The organism is Natrononativus amylolyticus (genome assembly GCF_024362525.1).
Lineage (GTDB): Archaea > Halobacteriota > Halobacteria > Halobacteriales > Natrialbaceae > Natrononativus > Natrononativus amylolyticus.
In genome coordinates, this window is sequence record NZ_CP101459.1 from 690,798 (window position 1) to 708,963 (window position 18,166).

At 56.2% G+C, this 18,166-nt stretch carries 13 protein-coding genes and 2 pseudogenes; 4 read left to right on the forward strand and 11 right to left on the reverse strand.

Features of this window, described 5'->3' with window-relative positions:
- Nucleotides 1-135: 135 nt before the first annotated feature.
- Nucleotides 136-465 carry a DUF5789 family protein gene (locus tag NMQ11_RS18610; protein ID WP_255171186.1) on the reverse strand — a complete coding sequence of 110 codons (330 nt, stop codon included), beginning with the start codon at nt 463-465 and terminating at the stop codon, nt 136-138.
- A gap of 285 nt (nt 466-750) precedes the next feature.
- Between NMQ11_RS18610 and NMQ11_RS18615 the strand changes: the two are divergent.
- Nucleotides 751-876, forward strand: a pseudogene (locus tag NMQ11_RS18615) (DUF7557 family protein); the annotation flags it as partial.
- Nucleotides 877-886: 10 nt separating this feature from the next.
- A complete protein-coding gene (locus tag NMQ11_RS18620; protein ID WP_255171591.1) occupies nt 887-1,147 on the forward strand; it encodes a PIN domain-containing protein in 261 nt (86 codons plus the stop codon).
- Between the two features lie 752 nt (nt 1,148-1,899).
- Here NMQ11_RS18620 and NMQ11_RS18625 read toward each other — a convergent pair.
- Genes NMQ11_RS18625 through NMQ11_RS18645 form a run of 5 tightly spaced genes read right to left on the reverse strand, consistent with a single transcriptional unit; the run spans nt 1,900 to nt 11,811 of the window.
- Nucleotides 1,900-4,950 (reverse strand): type IV secretory system conjugative DNA transfer family protein, encoded by a 3,051-nt coding sequence (locus NMQ11_RS18625; RefSeq protein ID WP_255171187.1) that lies wholly within the window; start codon nt 4,948-4,950, stop codon nt 1,900-1,902.
- On the reverse strand, nt 4,947-6,266 hold the full coding sequence (locus NMQ11_RS18630) for a DUF8128 domain-containing protein (RefSeq protein ID WP_255171188.1): 1,320 nt from the start codon (nt 6,264-6,266) through the stop codon (nt 4,947-4,949). The genes NMQ11_RS18625 and NMQ11_RS18630 overlap by 4 nt, the downstream gene beginning before the upstream one ends.
- Complete coding sequence (locus NMQ11_RS18635) at nt 6,266-9,781, reverse strand: VirB4 family type IV secretion system protein (protein ID WP_255171189.1); 3,516 nt, start codon at nt 9,779-9,781, stop codon at nt 6,266-6,268. Before NMQ11_RS18635 ends, NMQ11_RS18630 begins: the two co-directional genes overlap by 1 nt.
- A complete protein-coding gene (locus tag NMQ11_RS18640; RefSeq protein WP_255171190.1) occupies nt 9,778-11,259 on the reverse strand; it encodes a TrbL/VirB6 family protein in 1,482 nt (493 codons plus the stop codon). The genes NMQ11_RS18635 and NMQ11_RS18640 overlap by 4 nt, the downstream gene beginning before the upstream one ends.
- A gap of 42 nt (nt 11,260-11,301) precedes the next feature.
- Entirely contained in the window at nt 11,302-11,811 is a 510-nt protein-coding gene (locus tag NMQ11_RS18645) for a hypothetical protein (RefSeq protein ID WP_255171191.1), read from the reverse strand.
- A 233-nt stretch (nt 11,812-12,044) separates the two neighbouring features.
- Here NMQ11_RS18645 and NMQ11_RS18650 point away from each other — a divergent pair, with 233 nt between their 5' ends.
- The gene (locus NMQ11_RS18650; protein ID WP_255171192.1) at nt 12,045-12,368 is read left to right on the forward strand and encodes a hypothetical protein; all 324 of its coding nucleotides are present in this window, start codon (nt 12,045-12,047) and stop codon (nt 12,366-12,368) included.
- 210 nt (nt 12,369-12,578) lie between these two features.
- Here the strand turns inward: NMQ11_RS18650 and NMQ11_RS18655 are convergent.
- The 5 genes and pseudogenes from NMQ11_RS18655 to NMQ11_RS18680 form a co-directional block, all read right to left on the reverse strand.
- A pseudogene (locus NMQ11_RS18655) lies at nt 12,579-13,172 on the reverse strand (GNAT family N-acetyltransferase).
- 558 nt (nt 13,173-13,730) lie between these two features.
- Nucleotides 13,731-14,240 (reverse strand): helix-turn-helix domain-containing protein, encoded by a 510-nt coding sequence (locus NMQ11_RS18660; protein WP_255171193.1) that lies wholly within the window; start codon nt 14,238-14,240, stop codon nt 13,731-13,733.
- A 1,052-nt stretch (nt 14,241-15,292) separates the two neighbouring features.
- Nucleotides 15,293-15,826, reverse strand: a complete 534-nt coding sequence (locus tag NMQ11_RS18670; protein ID WP_255171194.1) for a DoxX family protein — start codon at nt 15,824-15,826, stop codon at nt 15,293-15,295.
- Nucleotides 15,827-15,964: 138 nt separating this feature from the next.
- Nucleotides 15,965-16,369 (reverse strand): GFA family protein, encoded by a 405-nt coding sequence (locus NMQ11_RS18675; RefSeq protein WP_255171195.1) that lies wholly within the window; start codon nt 16,367-16,369, stop codon nt 15,965-15,967.
- Nucleotides 16,366-16,845, reverse strand: a complete 480-nt coding sequence (locus tag NMQ11_RS18680; protein WP_255171196.1) for an SRPBCC family protein — start codon at nt 16,843-16,845, stop codon at nt 16,366-16,368. The genes NMQ11_RS18675 and NMQ11_RS18680 overlap by 4 nt, the downstream gene beginning before the upstream one ends.
- A gap of 298 nt (nt 16,846-17,143) precedes the next feature.
- Between NMQ11_RS18680 and NMQ11_RS18685 the strand changes: the two genes are divergently transcribed.
- Nucleotides 17,144-18,052 (forward strand): winged helix-turn-helix domain-containing protein, encoded by a 909-nt coding sequence (locus NMQ11_RS18685; RefSeq protein WP_255171197.1) that lies wholly within the window; start codon nt 17,144-17,146, stop codon nt 18,050-18,052.
- The last annotated feature ends 114 nt before the right edge of the window (nt 18,053-18,166 follow it).

Sequence of the window (18,166 nt, forward strand, 5' to 3'; positions counted from 1 at the left end):
CCGAGCGCCGACTAGCACTGTCTCGACGCTCCACTATGCGCTGGTGGGCGTCGCCAGTCGGTGACTGAGTGTCTGACTTCTGGGCAGAGACGACGAGGACCGTGGTGCTCGGTGTGCCTGCCGGTGACGGACCCATCAGAACGACACTTGGTCGTCCCGACGGTTCTCGCCGAGGGCCGGCGGCGTCCGATCGGAGTAGTACTTGCGGCCGATCGCCTTGCTGTCGACCGTATTGAAGAGCGCCTGTCGGACCTCGGCGACCGACGCGTACGACTCCCCGTCGATGAGCCCGAGCGCGTCACGTAGCGTCTCGGTTCCGGCGGGGAGGTCGAGCGTCACGTCTCCGCAGGTTTCGACGAGTTCGTTGCTCGTCACGGGATAGGAGTACTCGGCGAGTCGCTCCTCGAGGTCGCCGAAGTCAACGCCCTGTTCGCGTCTCGGGGGGGTTTCGTTTGGATCAGTCATGGAGCTCTCGACGGTCGTACAGCCGCGAGTCACATACAGGTAGGGGGTCCTCACGGTCGCTGTACTGTCCTGTTTCGGGGACACTCGCCGCGGTCGAGGTAGTGAGCCTGACTCCGTCTGCGACGATCCGACGGCATTTCCTTCACGGATTCGCGACCCAGACCTTCCTAGAGTACCATGCTGAATTTCTTATATACCCGAACCAGAGAGCCCCTGTTCTTTTCGCCAGGTGCTCCTGCGACACAAATAGCTATCCTTACCGGGAATGCATACGTTAGTGCATACATGAGTACGTCAATTCGACTCTCGGACGAGGCAAAGTCTCGTCTGGACCTCCTCAAGCGGGAGGATGAGAGCTACAACGACGTTATTCTCCGGCTCACGTCGACTGACAAGTGGGCCGGGTTCGGGATCGCATCTGGTGACGCAGAGAAATCTAGAGCAGGGATGGACGATATTCGAGAGAAAATGCGGGGACGGATGGGGCGACACGTGGGGAGACGAACCAGTGACGCTACTCGTTCTCGACAACAACCTCCTGAGCGACTACCTCAATGGTACTGACGACGCTCGAGCGTTTCTCGAGGAACACGAACAAGAGAGGTGGGGAGTTCCATCGATCGTCCTTTTCGAGTCCCTTATGGGGAGTCTTTATGGACATATAGACGCCTCTTCAGACTAGATCAACCACGCCATTACTGCTTCGATGGATATCCTCGCAACGACGCAACAAACGGCAATTGAGGGCTACGATTTGCAGAAAGAACTCCACGATCGAGGCGTATCGGTAGATCACCTCGATGCGCTAATTGCTGCCTCTGCTCGAGAACACGGCGGACGGTTTGCGACTGCCGAGAAGTAATTCTGGACGGACGATGTGCAGGAGGTACTCCCCGTAGAGAAGTACGATCCATACTGAGCGTGTAGAGATCCAGAAGGATAGTGATAGTTCGGCGACGAACAGTCCCTCGCCGTCGCCGTCTCGACGAACGCGTACGACGACTCGCTCGGCTTGGCGCGGACGTCTGGGAGGTCGGTGGCGTCCACCGGGATCGTTCGTGTCTCCGTAGGCGGTGCAGTCACCACGGCGTGACGACCTGCTCGCCTGGCAAGGGCGGGTCACCGACGAGTACACCGGTTCGGGTGTCGACCAGCTCCACTCCACTCTGCGCTACTGCCAGGTCTGGCTTCTCATTGCCGACACGCCTTCGGGGCGTGGAGCGGTGGTGACCGCGCGTCCGACCGCTGGATACTGGCCTGACTCGTCTAGTTGCGCCGCTCAGTAGCGATTCCGTGGATAGCTGGTGTCCGCAGACGGTCTTCTGAGACCGTCTCGAGTCAGAGCCGATCGATAAGCGGTACACTCAGAGCTGGTGCTCTGACCCGAATATTGTGCGCCACTGAAGGAACCTCACAGCGAAAGCTAAACTCCCGCTACCGCCTTGCGATTTCGAAACCGCCATCCTCATCGTCGTCTTGGAAATCGCTCTCTTCGTCGAGATCATCGTCTTCAGAAGTGGTCGGATCTGCCTTCCCGGCGACTGCTCTGGCTTCTGCGAGACTGTGGGAATTGCTATTATCATCGTCGCCAGCGCCAGCGAGGCTCTCACTTTCGGCGTCCTCAGAACACACTACTTCAGTATCCGATGAATCCCTGATCGACTCGCGGATGGTGTTCGCCTCATCGGCCGTTGCGTCGTACATCAACAGGTCGTCGACATCGCGATCATCATTTGGCACAATCGCGATCCGGAACGCCTCGGGTTCAGGAATCTCGTCGTGGCCGTGGTCGTCGAACATGGCTTCAGGGACGAGCGGTTCGTAGACCCACGACCAGTCGTCTGTGAGCTTGTTCTTCGAACCGTACACTCGTTCGAGGTCGCCATCCATCTCGACGGCGTACCCTCCGCAGTCGATATCGTAGTAAACCGTGGCCGGGGCATCGGATGATTCTCGCTCACGGAACGTCTCAACGTCGCTGAACCGGATGAACGTCTCACTACCCCTACGTTCGCGGCAGATGATTCCTCCGCCGGGGCGTTCGACCCACTCGGTCGAGACGTCACCCGGAACGACGGCGAATCGATCTTGCTCCCGTTCGACCGATGCGGGATTCATCGTAATGCGATTGCGAGTGTAGAACTTCCGTGAGGCACCGGTCGGCGTTCTCGAGGAGACGTACGGATCGTCGGCGCCCACGCCGAAGATGTTCGCGAGTCGTTTGGCGTTCTTCGTGAGACCGTCCGAACCCCCGTCTCCAACGACGAAAAGCAACTGATCCGGACTCGGCGCTTTCGCCGCGTTCTTGATCGGACCACCCGGTTTCGTCAGTCCCTTCGATTCAACCTCGATGTACAGCGTCTCCGTCCCCGAGAGGTCCAGAATCTCCTCGTACTCGTTTTCGAGGCGTGCTCGAAGTAGTTGCTCGCGCTCATCGTCTGAAAGATCATCAAACCCACTCGGTGGGAGGACGTCTGGAGGGATCTCGCCGACCGCATCGGGGAGTTCGTCGCCATCCTGAGTTGGCAAATCCATACTGTAGCCGAGGCGAGTCCCCCACTCGTAGACCTGCCGGAGCATGTAGCGGTGCTCGTCGGAGCCACCAGAGCCACCGCTGCCGGTCTGGAGACCAATCGTCTCGCGTCCGTCGGGGGTGACCGATACCTCGAGACCATCGGCAGTCCTTCGTTGGGTAATTGCGCCGACCGACTCGAGTCGTTCGATCATGTTCGACGCCGGTGTCGGGCCGAGTCCCGCTGCGTCCATAACGTGCTCTCTCGCGTCCGAAGTCGGCACGCTCGAGATATCTTCGCCGGCCCGTATTGTCGCATCGTAGATCGCCTTTACCGCAGTACGTGCCGTCTCTGTGTCATCGACCGCCATCGGTTCGTCAACGCTGTGTTCCGTGTTCTCGAGACCAACCGTGTCTGCACCTACCGACTGTGCGGTATCAGAGAAGAACATTCCGTCCAGTATTTCGCGTCCAGACTGCCGTTCGACGCCGTAGTTGCCGATCGACTGTTGGATCAACTCGAACGCGTCTTCAATCGAGTGGAGGGGAGGATACGGCGGCGTGAGTTTTGCCATGAAGCTGTCGTCCTCGTGACGCAGTTTCGTTTGAGCATGGTAGTCGGGAATTTGCGTGAGGTCTTCTGCGTTCTTCCCACCGAATCGTTTCGCGAGAGCGTGCGCTTCGTCGGGGAGCAGTGGGTTCAGTGAGACGAGCGTGTTACAATTCGAGAGGATAGCCTGTTGGGCACTTTCGTCGAGTTGGTGGAGCGTCTGTGACGCGAGCATCAACCCCAAACGTTTCGACCGAGCCTTCGTGAGCATCTTATCGATCTGCGACGCATCGGTGAGGACATCGTCGCACTCGTCGATCATCAGAAAATACGGATCGTACTCGGCACCAAGCTCGTCGACGCCGGCGAGTTCTCGGACTTTTCGTTCGGATTCGGAAACGCGATCGGTGACACAGGTCCAGATCCGTCGCATAACAGCTGTCGCGACCATCGTCTGGGCTTCGTCCGGCAGATTGTTTTTGACGATGACGATCTTGCCTTCGGTTACTGCTTCGGCGATCGAGACGTTCGACTCGCGTTGGGCGATAATCTGTCGAGTCATCGGATTCTCGACCCAGTCTTTGAGCCGTCCGATCAACGGATCAAGTTCACTGTCCCCGAGTTCCTCGGCGATCCGTCGAGTGAACCCCTCGAGGAAGAGGATGTCGTCGTCGTCGATCTGGTCACCGATCAGATTCGCGTATTCGGCTCTGTGTTCCTCCTCGAGGAGCGTATAGTACATCTCGATCGGCGTGAAGTCACGCGGATGGCGAACCATTCCGCGGACCATCGTCTTCATGATTCGGTCCATACGCGGCCCCCAGTACTCCCCGGCTGCGATTAAGTTCTTGAAGTCGTCAACGATGCCTTCGATCTCCTCGTCGAATCCCGGCTCGTCGGGCTCGTGGAACGTCTCGAAGAGGTTGAATCCAATCGTGCGGTCCATGTAGTCGTCGCCCGGTGCGATGTAGATTACGTCGTCCCAGCGATTGCGAGGGACGCGTCTGAGTAGGTCATAGATGTCATCCCCTTTAGGATCGATTATCGTGATCCCGTGGCCGGCGTACATTAGCGCTACGGCGTCGTTGTACATTTTCGTCGTCTTTCCGGTCCCCGTAGAGCCACCGTAGAAGACGTGCCGGAACAGCCGGTTGAATTCGATCGGAACCTCCCTGCCCGTTCCCTCGGAGACACCTATCCACAGCGGCTGTTCTGGTTCGGCCTTCGCGTTCTCGATCATCGCTCGAGGCCAAGCTCCGGCGAAAGACTCGACCTCCTCTTCGACTGGATCGTAACGGTTGATCAGCCATTCTTTTCCATTGATCAAGACTGGTTTCGAGGGATCGTCCTCACCTTCGATCCGCGCACCGAATTTTTCAGCCTCGTCTGGTGTCTTCGGACCCGAAAACGGATTCAAGCTCATGGTGTTGCCTCCGATTGTTTGTGCTCAGGAGTGTCCACTTCGAGTTCCGTCTCGGTACCGTCCAGGTGGCTGTCCTCCCACGTTCTAGGAACCGCGTACTGCCAGTTTTCATCGCACTGGTGTGAACGCTGTTCGGGCTCCCAATTGACGATGGCCGCATTGTGCCAGTCAGAGAAGCGGGTCGCATCAGCAGGGACGTCGCCAGCGTGGGAAGTGAGCGACCAGTCGACGTCTTGGGTATTGATCGATTCGTTCGGGATATGCATCAGACCCGCAGCGGCGCGAACTCCCATGATCATCTTCCGGTCGACACGATTACGACCGAACGCACGCCGGAGGGTCTTCGTGAGACCCACTCCCCACTGTGGGACGATCTCGAAGCCCTGCTCGGTTGCCGACTCGTAGTAGCCGTCGAACATCTGTGCGGTCTCTTCAACGCGGTCGATTGCCGCCTTCGGGTCGTCTGACACCGCGAGTACACGAAGATTCAGCCAGAATCCCTTCTCACCACGCTGTTCACGGACGATTTTCGATGCCTTCCGATCCTTTTCAGACGCCTCGCGCTGTTCGCCCTCGAGTGTGTTATCGTCAGGAAACGCTTCGTACTTGAGAGCGTCAACAAGTCCGAACTCCTTGGTTGGACTCTTTAGCTCGTCAGCGACATCGTCGATCGACGTCCCGAAGAGGCCACCCTTCCACCAATCCACTGGTGCCGGTTCGAAAACGGTCTGGACGGCGATATCCGAGACAGTGTCAGACTCCCGCTCGCCGATCATCTCCGCTGTGATCGAACCGTAGGGATCGTTCTCGAACCCCTCGATATCCATATGCCGAATCGGGTAGAGATGCTTTCCGTTCTCTCGCTTCCGAAGCCGAAGTACGGCACCGGCGGCGTACTTACCCTCATCGAGCGGGAGAAGACCTGGATGGGGGTGCTCGCTGACGGTGACGTGAGCGTCTGGATAGAACGTCTCGAGTTGACGTTCGATTTGCTTCCGTGCCCTTTCTGTACCCATCACGTACTGGAAGCCGATTCGACCGTTGATGTTCCGCATCTCGAAGGCGTGAGTCGGTGACGGACTCGAGCCGATCAATGGAAGACCGCTCGATCCAGCCGTGTGGACAGCCGTGAGCAGATCGATTGCGTTCGTGATCCCACCGCCGTCTTTGTTGGGCTGAATCGACACAGCGTGTTGCGGGGGCGTGGCCTCGTACAGCGCGTCGATCGTTTCGGCAGTGAGTTCGAGTGACCCGTAGTGGTGGCCGATCCCGAGTTTACGCTTCGTCGATCCAAGCACCCGTTTTCCGAGGCTCATCAGGACCACCTCCACTCACAAACATCGTCGTGTTTCAAGAGATACTCGCGATAGTTCTCGCCGTGAGTCGACGGATCGTACATCAACGCGATCGACTCGCGGGGGTTCATCTCCCGGTCCATCCGCACACGAACCGGGAAGCAACCCTCGTCGTCGATACGGAGCAGCGCTTCGGAGAAGCCGTCGACCTGGTTGCCCTTCTGGAGCCCACTGATGATCTCACCCTCCTGCCCAGAGAGCCCGAGCTTCTCGGCCCACTTCGCGTTCATGCCTTCGACGAACTGGTAGATTTCCATCGAGGAGAGTTCAAACATCGTCTCGGCGTTGTCGGTCATGTGGACGTTGCCCTCGCCGTCAGTCCCGAAGAAGTCCTTGTGTGACTGCGTGCCGGCACCGATCGAGAGATCCCAGTGTCGGTGATGGCGGTACTTCTGTGAGAGGCTTTTGACGGTCATGTCGTCGCGAAGCAGGTAGTGAAACTCATCACAGAAGATCATTCCCCGCTCTGGTCGGGACTTGATCTCGTTGTACAGCAAATCGAGCAGTAGGTGCATCATCAGCCCGCCGCCCTCTTCGTCGCCTTCCTTCAGTTGTAAATCAGCCCAGACGAAGTCGGTATCCGAGAGGTCGACCTCGGTCTGGTGGGCCAGATGCTCGAGATGGCCACCCTCCTTGAACGGCTCCACCTGATTGTTGATAATGTTGATCGCCTTCTCCTCTCGTTCAGCGACCATCGCCTCGTTGCTCATGTCGTCGACGAACGGACCAGCGTCGTGGGCCATTTCTTTGATCACGTCAACGACGTCGAGAACGGTTGGCGGGTCGCCGTCGTAGCCGTTCTGGCGACGATACTCGGGATCGTGAGTCTTGGGATTCTTCTCGATCCCCTTCCGTTCGCCGGCAATACGAATCCCCTGACTCCAGACGGCCCGTTTTGTCGAGAAGTCGAATTTCTGGATGTTGTAGTACAACTCGAGGAAGTCGAGGTTCGAGTCGAGCCAGCCGGTGTAGGGAGCGTCCCAGCCGATGACCTCGAGTTTGTCTTCAGGGGTTGGTGAGATGTCGAACGGGTTCAGGTGCGTCGATCCGACCACGATACGCTCGCCATCGAAGATTTCCCGGAGGTTCGCGAACTCCTGAAGCGGATCAATAACCGCCATGAACATCTCAGGATTGTTCGTTTTCTGGCGCCACAGGACCTCACTCGAGGTGACGGTCTTCCCAGCCCCCGTTTTACCGACGATCATCCAGTTGTACCCGGCGTCGCGTTTGTAGATGTCGACGGATAGCGGTTCGTTTGTCGCCATGTTCTCACCGATCTCGATACCGGTGGGATCGTAGAGGTTCTTCGTCGTCCAGGCGTTCGTCGTCGCAAGGCCGTCGGCTCGCATACGGACTTTCTGGCCGATCTTATCCTGACAGGCAGGCGCGACCGTCTGATGACCCCGATCGTGGTTTCGGTGAAGTACCGTGATTTCGGCGCCTACGTCGGCCAGCTTCGAACGAATACTCCGAACCGCTCGTTCGATCGCAGCGGGGTTTCGAGACTGTACCTCGATATAAGTCTGGGCTTCGAACATGTCGTGGCCGCTTGCGAGGAACGACTGGAGCATCGATTTTGCCTCCTGTTGGTTCTCACGGTAGCGCTCGCCAAACATCGAGAGTTTCGAGTTTTCGACGCGCTCGGCTTTGTCCTCCAGCGCGTCCTCGAGATCCGCGAGTTCGCGCTCGGCTTTTGCCTGATCGAGGACGTCGATGTGCGTTGAAACGTTCGTCGCAATCTCTGCGTCGTCGAACTGGAGGACGGTCTCGAGGATACCTTGCGGTGGATCCTTCGGCCAACTCGAGATGAACATCGTGGCCGAGTGGAGCTTACCGTCTATCGTAACGTAGGAGCTGTTACTTCGCTCGAACGACTCCGGTGCGAGCAGCGACCGGAACTGGTCATCGAGTTCTTCGTCGGTCGTCGCGATGTCGGCTACACCTGGTGAGTTCGCTGGGAACCCGCCGCCCCACGAGGTACCTTTTCGAGTGAGTATCTCGTCGCAGTCAGGTGCGTTTTCCGATGTCTGGGCGGTGGTTTCCGCCGACTCAGCTGTTTCTGATAGTCTTTCAGAAGTTCGCTTCCCTCGAGTACAGTTCGAGGCCGCGAATTCGGCGTGTTTTTCGGCAGTCGCGAGCCTCGAGTGGGACTTCGTGAGTGTCGCCGTTGGATTCCGCTCGGCTTCAGCGTCGAGATGAGCGTATGTTAGTTCGTATTCGGGGTCACTTGCGTAATCAGCGTCCGAAGGTGAATCTAGCGTCGAACCGGTTGCCGCTTTCGGAACCGGTACCGGGTTCTGACGGACGAGTGAGGTGTAGTCTGCGTGTGCGTAGACGTTTGCACTCTGGTAGTGGTCGGCGGCGACCTGTGCGAGACGTTCACTGGGAATTCCGTTCGCTTTGACGCCGTCAAGCCGCCGGATTGCCTCGGTAAGCGTCTCGAGACGCTCCTCGAGGAGATCGATCATCTCGGGAACGTGCTCACCGGACTTTCGCAGTTGATGGATCTTGAAGTTTGTGTACAGCCGGCCGATCAACGGAATCGAAGTCAGGCCACCGTCGACGTCATCGCTCGAGACGACATCGGATGGCTTGACCTCTGCAATCACATACGGATCGACGACCAATGTGCTTAGATCATACGTCGACACGACGTTCGCTCGTTCTTGACAGAGGTCCGCGTGGACCTGCATTCCGAACGGTAGATTCTCGTAGGAGATTTCGCCGGGTGGCGCCATTCCGTCACCAGTCGTAACGATCGTCTCGTGACGCTGGCGGTAATGTTCGATCCGTGGGGTGTAATCAACCATGCGCATATACTCGGAAATTTGGATGCTCCCCGAGAGGGCGGTGTTCAAGACCTTCGCGTAGAGTTCTGATTGGCGCTTCCAGTCGTTGTCGCTCGCCGTAACCATGTTTGCAGGCGACACTGCTATCGCTCCAACAACGGTTCCGCTGTCGGTTTCAAGGGCTGGGGTGCCGCTGTATGCGCGTTCGAACTGAACGATATCCTGTGAGCGAAGCGGGCGATCGACGGCCTTCTCTTCTGGACTTCCAGAGCCGCCGATAAACGGGATTCCTTCGAGTCCAGGAAGGGTGGCGAGACGACCGAAGAGTGAATCGCTTGTCGGCTGTTCGATGCCTGACCGTTCTGGGTGTCTATCGTATAGCATGATCTCTTGCTGGGTTGTGAATCGAACGATCGTCTCCGTGTACTCGAGCGCCGACTGCCAGGGTTCCTTTGCGCTGATGAACCCCAGACCGATCACTGCCCATGCGAACGCGAGCAGGTAGAATGGGAGCCGAGTCCCCGGTGGGACCGCCTGTCGAGCCACGAACCAGATCACTGCTGTCGGAAGCAGCGCCGCTCCGATTTCGAGTTTGCTGACTCCCAGAATCACCTGATCGCCCGAGACGCCGCCGAATACTTTGAAATCAGTTCCGTTCGAGTCGTCTGTGGACGCATTGCTCATAGTGGTTTATTGCCTCTGTTCTGGCGCACTCGGGATCGAACTGCACGCCGACGTTGAGTCGGTGAGACCGATCTGGATCGACGTCGATGCGATTTCGAGGAGGATATCGTGGGCCCATCACCGATCTTGTTGTTCGGGTTCCAGTTCTTCGGTTTACTCGAACGTGGGTGTGCGGCCGGTGTAGACGAACTCCTCCATCGCGACCGCTCGTATACTGCTTTCGCTCGGTCCGTTGTAGAGATGCCTGCGTACGTACCACCACGTTTGAGCCGACCCACTGCACTGCGGGTACGCGGATATCCGCCGCTCGTAACCGCAGGAGTGGCCGTTCGAGCGCTACTGACCGCACTGGTCGCAGTCGCGACCGCTGCGCCTTGCATCGAGATTCCGACCAGCGTAAACGAACCACTGATCGCAAGCGGTACTACGAGTGCGATAAAGAACACCGCCATCGTCATTCCGAGATTGATCACCTCGATATCGTGGAACGTCCAGTTGAGTTCGTAGGCGACTCGAAGGAGCAGTGCAGTCGGCCAATTCCATACCAGCAGGGCGTAGTACTGCCAGATGAAAACAGAGCCGACCTGTTTCACTCGTTGGTTCCCACCCCAGTAAGCGAGTAAAATCAAAATGGGGAGCATGATCGGGACGATGTAGAGGAGCATATGTCGGACCGTGTGTATCGTGAGGAGAGCAATTCCAGCAATCCAGCCCTGGAAATAGAGACCGACCACCACTGCGAGTGGACCGCTGATCATTGCCCGTTCAGAATCAGCGATCTCATCGCCTTCCGGGAGGAAGAACTGTGTCACCTCGTCAGAAAAGACGTGTAACAGTGCTGCATATTCCCACGAAGCGACGACCAGAAAGATTGCAAGTGTCGCCGAGCCAAGCGTGGCGAACATCCGCCGTTTCGTGAACGCCGAGATCGCCGGCCCGATCAAAACGAGTAACGCCATCAGGGTGACGACGCCTCCGACGAGAGGTATGATGAACGGTAGATAGACCGATTCGTGCAAATCGCTGTAGATGCCACCTGAGACGCTCCCGTCGTCGACGGGCGTTCCAGTGATCCCATGGATTCCGTCGTTTTCGATCGTGGGCGTCCCTAACATATTGTTGAAGACACTATCGACGAAGTACAACATCGCCTCGTGGAATTCCTCACTCGCCCATTCCCAGATCGCTGCGATTGCGTCTACAGGCGATGGGACACCGGTTATGGGATTCAGTGTATCTACGCCGTCCGAAACTGTAGTACCGGACCCAGTACCCCTATTGCCTGTGTCCGTCTCCGTATCAGTAGATGCATTTGTTGAGTCGTTACTTGGACCAGTATCGTTCTCAGAGGAGTTCCAGCGGCTGTCTAGATCATCTGAGATGTTGTCAGTGTCTTTGTAGTGGGTACTGTAGCCGTCTCCACCTACCGCGGCCCCCGCGGTCGTTAGCAGTACCACGGTAATGGTGAGCAAAACCACCGCAACAACTCGGACGAGACGGCGAAAATCCATGTTACTCCCTCAGAGGAACGGCGAGCACCCTTCACCGACGCCCGGCCCGCTGACGTAGTCAAATGCCACGTCGATGAACGTGAGGATGAAAACGAATCCGATGACACCAACGATTACACCAACGATCATCAGATTCCCCATCGCTGTTGCCCCAGCGAAGAGCGGGAACGCCCGGAGGACTAACCCAAGCAATGCGATCACGACGAGCAAGCCGACAACAAATTGCCATAGCATAATCTGCGTGTCCGCGATCAACAATCCGATTCCGTCATTACAGTACTGCGCGCTGGCTGATTGACTCGCAGCCGTGACTGCGATGGCGATTACGAGAAATCCTTTTGTAAGTGGCGCTAACCGGTCGCCGATTCGTTCGTACACCGATTGCTCGAGATAAGTCCCGTTACGGAATCTCGAGCATCCGTTTATCCTGACCGAGAAGACCCGTAGCAGGGCCTTCAAAATCAACGATCGGTCCGATTCGCTAGCTTCGGTCTTATCGGCAGATGGCTCATTTCCCATAGTTGTGAATGGTTTGATTAACCTTATTCCGATTGTCCTTCTATCTTACCCCAGTACAATATCAGAATAAGGTTATAGTGAGGTATTGCTGCTCCCCTAATAAATCTGTTGTCGTCGAAACCACCATCCTAAACCGACTATGTTTATGATGACTGCGTAAACTCACTCAAATGTGAGACACCCCTTCTCTAAAGCTGAGACCTCTGATCATACTGCGATCACCTGCCTCCGCTATGAGTGACGAAGAGTCAGCTGATCAAACGGAGAAAGCGATCAACATCGAAGTCCCTGAAGGGGACAAGACCAGATACATCTCGGTGGAGATGCCGCTCGAACAGTACGAATCACTGGATAAGTTGAAAGACGAATTTGGGATGACGTGGCGTGGTCTACTTATTCATTCACGCCGGCAATTAGATGGAGTCCCTCAGCCAGGGAGTGACGAAGCAGAAACCAGCCAGTACGAACTGCTCAACGAAACACGGCAACGGCACGGATTTACCTGGAAAGGCATGTTACTGTTTGCTGAGCGCCATCTGCGATCTGATAACTCTTAATTTCCTCCTGGAAACTGCCTCGAAGGTCGACTTTCCGCCAGCTAACCCACTACTTCAGAAAAATCATAAGCAATCTATTGCAGAATCTACTAAATCTGTTGAAATACTCAGCGTGTGACAAGAATAGTGTGTTGAATAGATGGCGCGAATGTCGCACGAGCCAGAGCGTGACCTACGCCGACCAGTGATTGCTCGGTACTGGAAGTCTTCTTAGCGTTCGGCTACATCGAGATATTCTTCACGTGAAATCGTGTATCTGTGTACGTCAGCGACGGTGTCCGGCAATCGATGCCAGTTGCGCAGCAGGCCCTCGTACTGGCCGCCGTACCGATCGACGTACTTGGTGATCGCTCGTCGAGACTTCTCGTTCCCGTCGACGTGAGCGGCAACGACGAGTTCGAGATCGAGGCGGTCGAACGCGACGGCGAGGAGAGCGTCGACCCGTTCCCCGGAGTAACCACGTCCCCAAAATCGCGTGTCGAGAAGAATACCGAGGTTGGCGGACCGCTTTTCCCACTCCGGGTACAGTCCCGTCGTTCCCGCGACGGCACCTGCTCCCTCCTCCCCGTCCTTCGGCCGGATCGCTTACTTCGCACCCTCTCCGTCGTCCCACAAGCGTTCGGCTTCGTCTACGTACTCGTACGTCTCTTTCACCGTCTCGTGGGGAGACGAATCCCAGTACTCGAACATCTCCTCCGTATCGTCTCCATCAGCGTAGAGTTCGTACAGACCGTATACGTCGATGGTATCGTGGGAAATTCGTTCGAGGTGGAGTCGCTCCGTCTCGACGTGTTCAGGGAACATACTGAATCACCCGCTGTCGGGAACAATAATTGTGGTGTGAGGGTGTGCTGATATCCCTGCAGGGTATCCCGATCGAACACGCCGAACGGTACGCTGTTCTCCGGATCAGATAATTTACCACGTGTCGGTTGGACTAAACGAGTCGTCCTCTGTATGCAGTATGACTTCGGCAAAATGTTACTACCGAGGGTTTCAACGGAGTCAATCCACTTTACTCGACTCTCGATGCACTTCACTTCTGAATATCAGATAAACCACTAAGTACAATAAGGCTAAACTAATATCAAGCCATGGAAATACTCACACAGGCCAATGCTGCAGCGGTTCGGTGGTTCGCGATCGGTACCATTGCAATGGCGTTTGTTATGTACCCAACATGGGGCCTGGTATCCGCGCTAGTCGTCAGCGCCGCTGGTGTATTCATCTATTTCGTAGGTGGGAACGAGAACGCACATGGTCCGATACGAAGAATCGTGGCGGGGGTTGGCTATATGACGTTACTCTTCCTCGGGGTTGGGATTGGTGTCTGACCACGATTTGTTCCGACTCAACCACTCCTCACCTCTTCTCGAGTGCTCTAACCATATCGATAACCCTCTCGACGTCGCGAGTCAGTGCTTCGAAATCTTCGTGAAGCTCGTCAATCTGCCGTTCGAGGTCGTCTGATTGGTCGTCGTCGGTATCCTGTAGTTCCTCTTCGACCGCACGGAGACGTCCATCGAGTTCATCAAGACGGTTGCGGACAACACCCTCCTCGAGAGGGTTCATTCCGTAGTCCTCCTGGGCTGCCGAGAGCACTTCTCGACCCCTGTCTGTTATCCGATAGCCGTACCCTCGTGATGGCGGTGACGATCTTCGATCGCGATCCTCGTCGGTCTCCTCGAGGAGGTTGGCTGCGATCATCTTCCGGAAGTGGTTATTCACGAGTTCGTTATAGAGTGCATCCGAACTAGAGGTGACATCGGCCGTCCTGGCTTCGCCACCATTGTTCCAAATCGCTGCCAGTGTTAGATACTGCTTTCTCGTCATATCGCGCGCAATTTCCCACGGTTCAGCAGTTGGATCCATACATAGAGATCTTCGTGATTACTAAAAAATTTGGTGGGAAAATTATGCTAAACAGTAGACTATCGACCGTACATAGTCCTGCCACTCCCCTCACCGTTATAGCTCGAGTCCCGATCAGACTGCGTCAGACAAGGGAAAGGGAGTGTCACCTCCTCGAGGAACAGCACAGGAAATCAGACTGTGCGTAGCAGGACTGTGACCACTATGGTGCGAGCCCACCACAGAAGAGCATGAAGCAGCTCCTGAGAGCGACCTGGGAGCGAGACTGAAACACCCAGAGAGATGTGAACTCCTCCTCAGCGACCTCGAGACAACCTCGAGCCAGAGCGAAACAGGTCTGCACAACAGCTACGACTGACTCTCAACGCTGGTCTAGAAGAGGGACTATCAACGCTATCTGAGACAGGTGAGTCCAGGGCGCCTCGAGATGACCTCGAACACAAAGAGGCCGAGTACCACCGAGGTGACCTCGAGATACAACAGTAGAGGGGAGCACCCCTGCTCTGAACCACCCCGACTATCCACAGAGCGAGCGCGGAGCGAAGCGCGAGCGTGGGCGGCAGTCGGGAGTCCAGCGGGCGCAGGGTTCTCGAGAAGACACTGTCGCAATGATGGGAGTGTATTCGTTGTTCCAGAACCCGTCCCGTACAGTCGACCCCCCTTAGCGATGTCTGTAGTTACCATACACCAATCAACCGTAATACAATCACCATAACAATCTGTAATCGAGTCCTCGGGGACTTCAACTATCTCAGGGGCGTCCCAATGGCGCGGGCTGTCCACCAGAAAACACGAAAGCCCGAGAAAATCGAGCGCCACGAGATGGCCCCACGACCGTTTCTCCCAGACCCGGTCCGTGCGACGCTCCGGCTCGATGCGGAAGCGGAAAAAGCCAGCGAGAAAAGAGATCGATCAACTCGTGCGTGTCCCGTCCTCGAGAATGACATTGGCCTCTAAGAGTCATACTCCCGACCGGCGCTCACACCTTCGAAACTACCTGCTCGAGGGCCGACTCAGTACTGACAGGGAGTTTTGTCGTCGGTCATTCGGTCTCAGATTCGCTTGCGCATTTGGCGGGCCGAAACTCGCCAGTCGGCACCATTGCCGGACGGGTGACGCTTCAGCCCAGTCGTTGCCCACAAGAGGAGCCAGATGAACGCTATCTGGACGAGGAATCGAAACCACAGCGGCGTCGCTTCGGTGCCGGCGATAACGAGACTTTCCTGTGCAGCGAACACGTTCGCCGGGAACATGGCGACGAGGAGCGCCGTCAGACCGATCCCGGCGTACCGTGCCGTCCGCGGCCACAGCAGCCCGATCGCTCCAAGGAGTTCTAGCACGCCGGTGACGGTCACCAGCAACTCGGGAGCAGGGAGTACGTCAGGAACCATCTGAACGAGGTCAGTTCGAGTGCTCGTGAAATGAGAAATACTGGTGAACACGAACATGGCCGCCAGTGCATATCGAGACGCTGTTTTCCACGACCGCATCGGTCGGACTCCCACATACCCGAGCGAGCGAAACGCCAGGAGAGCCCCGATAAGCAGAACGAACGGGGCAACGAAATACGGGCTATCGACGATCATTTTCCGCAGCTCCTCCTAAGGCGACCTTCTCCGTCGTTTCTCATCGTTGTGATTTGCTCATGTGACGCGTCGTTGGTCTCGTCCGTCGTCGGTCTGTTTTCTACGGGGTAGCCGATACGTCGGTACACAGCATCGACCTCATAGATACCGGATCTCTGTGGGCGAAGACCCCCACGCGTCGTGTCGTCCGTCGACGTCGGTAATCGGCGCTTCCGCCAGTTCTTCATCTGTGACATCGTCCAAGCAGGCGACGTTGACGGCGTAGAACTCGCCGCCGAGTTCGTCGACGGTCCCTTGCCCAAGCGGCTTGACGCCGCAGCAACTGCAAAAGCGGTGACGGCTCGTCGCACTCCGTGGTTGGTACTCTGTCAGCGCGTCATCTCCCTGCAATAGGCGGAATGCGTTGGAGGAAACGACAGTGCCCCAGTACCGAGTCTTCGTGCACATCGAACAGTTACACCTCGTCGTTCCGTCGTTCAGGTCGATGTCTGTCTCGAAGCGAACCGCACCACAGTGGCAGCTTCCGGCGTACGTTTCTCTCATTCGCGACTCACAACCGTTCCCAGCGTTTCGAGAGCACTCGACCATCCTTCGACATACCCGTCAACGTTTTCGCGTGCAGACCGATCCCGATACGCACCGATCCGTTCGTGGACGAGTACGACCTCGGTTCCGCCGTCCACGTCTCGGAACTCGTACGTAACGCGACTCTCCTTCTGGCCCGAGTTCTGCCAGGTGTGGACGATGCGCTCGTACTCGAGTACCTCCAGGAACGTTCCTTCGATGGTGGTGGATCGCTTTCCGTCTACGATTCGGAGCGAGAGCGCACCGTCGGACTCGAGTTCGAGGTCGTCCACCTGTGCGGTCATCTCCCCCGGCGCGAACCACTGCTCGAGTTCCGCCGGATCGGCGAACGCTCGATACACGCGCTCGCGCGACGCACCGAACGTCCGACGGATCGTCAGGCTCGTGTCGCCAGCTTCGATCTCGGTCTTCGATCTTCGGTCTTCTTCTGACATCAGGCTAATACTGGTGCGGCGCCTGCTTCCCAATTACACCAACATGCTAGTGTCAAATTATCATATTAGTTATCTGGGGGAGCAATAAGTTTGCTCAGAGTCAGGCACTTCACACACCATTTGCTATAACCAAATTACGCCACTGATTCTTTTGTACGAGGTTGTCAAGATCATTCTCACACCCTGTTGCAGACTCAATGAGCGTTGGATACAGGCGACTTCTGTAACGGTGAGAGCAGAGACTGTGCATACAGCGGTTCTCGGTATGTCTATGAAAAAACGCCTCTAATGGGGAGGCATGAGTGAACAATTCGTCCAGCACGTTGAGCCTGAAGAGGCGTTCGCTGCCCTCACTGACGAGACACGCCTCAAGATTCTACAAGTACTCTGGGAGTCCGATATTCAGACGGTAACATTCTCCGAGTTGCGTAGGGCAGTTGGGATGCGTGACCCGGGCCAATTCAACTACCACCTTGACAAGCTAGTGGGGCAGTTCGTTACCAAGACCGACGAAGGATACCGACTTACGCAAGCTGGTAAGCATGTGAACGGGGCGATTGCGTCGGGAATGTACACGGCGCACGGGACTATCGACCCGATCGTGTTGGACCACTCGTGTCAGAAAAGTGGCGAAGCGATAATGTTACGGTATGAAAATGAAACCGTCCAGGTCGGGTGTGGTTCCTGTTCATTCTGTCCATCTGGTTGGAAAGCCCCGGTTCCACCTGCTGTATTTGCCGGGTACGACCGGGATGAAATTCCAGAAGTTGTGAGTCGATATTTCCGGACGAAAGTACAACAGGTCACCAACGGCTTCTGTCCGTACTGTAATGGCCAGATGAAGTCGGCTGTGAAACTGTTTGACACAATGGGTGACGGTCCATCACCAGCGGATAGGTCAGAAGAACTGAACGACCTGTCTCTTGATCCAGTGGTTCGGTTTGATTGTCAACGGTGTAGTGCTAGGTCTCGGATTGCGTTGTACCATGCACTTCTGCTCACCGACCCAGTCGTTACCAGTTTTTATTGTGAGAATGGGGTTGTTGTTCAGGAACGGCCTATCTGGGAGATCTCCGAGCTGAGTCCCGCTAGAATAGATATCGAAAGCCGAAATCCGGTTCAGGTAAATGTGATGTATCGGGTTGACGAGTCCACACTCATAATTGTCGTTGACGAGACGTTCAATATTGTCGATATTGAAAAATAACTTGATCTCGTCCGGGTCATCCACAAGATTGTCCAATATTCCTAGAACGTGATTCACACACTGGATATTGTTATATTGGTTTTGAAATAGATCGCTGGGTGTTGAACACCCCTT